We start from the raw sequence: 2,629 nt of genomic DNA, 5'->3' as shown, positions 1-2,629 counted from the left end.
TTGTTCACTCAAAACTGGATAAACGGGTCATTGAAAACCATTCAAATTCATTTTGGTTAAGTCCTCGATCGATTAGTATTCGTCAGCTGCACACGTCACCGCGCTTCCACCTCGAACCTATCTACCTCATCGTCTTTGAGGGATCTTACTTACTTGCGTAATGGGAAATCTCATCTTGAGGGGGGCTTCATGCTTAGATGCTTTCAGCACTTATCCCGGCCACACATAGCTACCCAGCGATGCTCTTGGCAGAACAACTGGTACACCAGCGGTGTGTCCATCCCGGTCCTCTCGTACTAAGGACAGCTCCTCTCAAATTTCCTACGCCCACGACGGATAGGGACCGAACTGTCTCACGACGTTCTGAACCCAGCTCGCGTACCGCTTTAATGGGCGAACAGCCCAACCCTTGGGACCGACTACAGCCCCAGGATGCGATGAGCCGACATCGAGGTGCCAAACCTCCCCGTCGATGTGGACTCTTGGGGGAGATAAGCCTGTTATCCCCGGGGTAGCTTTTATCCGTTGAGCGATGGCCCTTCCATGCGGAACCACCGGATCACTAAGCCCGTCTTTCGACCCTGCTCGACTTGTAGGTCTCGCAGTCAAGCTCCCTTCTGCCTTTACACTCTACGAATGATTTCCAACCATTCTGAGGGAACCTTTGGGCGCCTCCGTTACACTTTAGGAGGCGACCGCCCCAGTCAAACTGCCCGCCTGACACTGTCTCCTGCCCCGCTAAGGGGCAAGGGTTAGAAGTTCAATACAACCAGGGTAGTATCCCACCGACGCCTCCTCCGAAGCTGGCGCTCCGGAATCTCAGGCTCCTACCTATCCTGTACAAGTTGTACCAAAATTCAATATCAGGCTACAGTAAAGCTCCACGGGGTCTTTCCGTCCTGTCGCGGGTAACCTGCATCTTCACAGGTACTATAATTTCACCGAGTCTCTCGTTGAGACAGTGCCCAGATCGTTACGCCTTTCGTGCGGGTCGGAACTTACCCGACAAGGAATTTCGCTACCTTAGGACCGTTATAGTTACGGCCGCCGTTTACTGGGGCTTCAATTCGCACCTTCGCTTGCGCTAAGCACTCCTCTTAACCTTCCAGCACCGGGCAGGCGTCAGCCCCTATACGTCACCTTACGGTTTTGCAGAGACCTGTGTTTTTGCTAAACAGTCGCCTGGGCCTATTCACTGCGGCTCTCTCGGGCTTTAACACCCTAATAGAGCACCCCTTCTCCCGAAGTTACGGGGTCATTTTGCCGAGTTCCTTAACGAGAGTTCTCTCGCTCACCTTAGGATTCTCTCCTCGACTACCTGTGTCGGTTTGCGGTACGGGCACCTTCCACCTCGTTAGAGGCTTTTCTTGGCAGTGTGAAATCAGGAACTCAGACCTAATGGTCCTTGTCATCACAGCTCAACGTTATAGGAACGGGATTTGCCTCATTCCACGCCTTACTGCTTGAACGTACATAACCAACAGTACGCTTACCCTATCCTTCTGCGTCCCCCCATTACTCAAACGGTGGAGTGGTGGTACAGGAATATCAACCTGTTGTCCATCGCCTACGCCTATCGGCCTCGGCTTAGGTCCCGACTAACCCTGAGCGGACGAGCCTTCCTCAGGAAACCTTAGTCATTCGGTGGACGGGATTCTCACCCGTCTTTCGCTACTCATACCGGCATTCTCACTTCTAAGCGCTCCACCAGTCCTTCCGGTCTAGCTTCAACGCCCTTAGAACGCTCTCCTACCACGGATTCCATACGGAATCCATCCACAGCTTCGGTGAATTGTTTAGCCCCGATACATTTTCGGCGCAGCGTCACTCGACCAGTGAGCTATTACGCACTCTTTAAATGATGGCTGCTTCTAAGCCAACATCCTGGTTGTCTAAGCAACGCCACATCCTTTTCCACTTAACAATTACTTGGGGACCTTAGCTGGTGGTCTGGGCTGTTTCCCTCTTGACTACGGATCTTATCACTCGCAGTCTGACTCCCAATTATAAATCTCTGGCATTCGGAGTTTGTCTGAATTCGGTAACCCGGGATGGGCCCCTAGTCCAAACAGTGCTCTACCTCCAGGATTCTCAAAATTGAGGCTAGCCCTAAAGCTATTTCGGAGAGAACCAGCTATCTCCAGGTTCGATTGGAATTTCTCCGCTACCCACACCTCATCCCCGCACTTTTCAACGTGCGTGGGTTCGGGCCTCCAGTAAGTGTTACCTTACCTTCACCCTGGACATGGGTAGATCACCTGGTTTCGGGTCTACAACTACATACTCTATCGCCCTATTCAGACTCGCTTTCGCTGCGGCTCCGCCTTCTCAGCTTAACCTTGCATGCAATCGTAACTCGCCGGTTCATTCTACAAAAGGCACGCTATCACCCATTAACGGGCTCTAACTACTTGTAGGCACACGGTTTCAGGATCTCTTTCACTCCCCTTCCGGGGTGCTTTTCACCTTTCCCTCACGGTACTGGTTCACTATCGGTCACTAGGTAGTATTTAGCCTTGGGAGATGGTCCTCCCAGATTCCGACGGAATTTCACGTGTTCCGCCGTACTCAGGATCCACTCAGGAGAGAACGAACTTTCGACTACAGGGCTATTACCTGCTGCGGCGGA

The 2,629-nt window shown here is 52.3% G+C and carries 1 rRNA gene; it reads right to left on the bottom strand.

From position 1 onward, the window contains the following. Positions 1 to 52 precede the first annotated feature (52 nt). Positions 53 to 2,629 (bottom strand): 23S ribosomal RNA (locus tag ACQKEV_RS17450); the annotation flags it as partial.

This window comes from Paenisporosarcina sp. NPDC076907, from assembly GCF_050269735.1.
Lineage (GTDB): Bacteria > Bacillota > Bacilli > Bacillales_A > Planococcaceae > Paenisporosarcina.
This window is presented reverse-complemented; position numbering and strand designations above follow the sequence as displayed.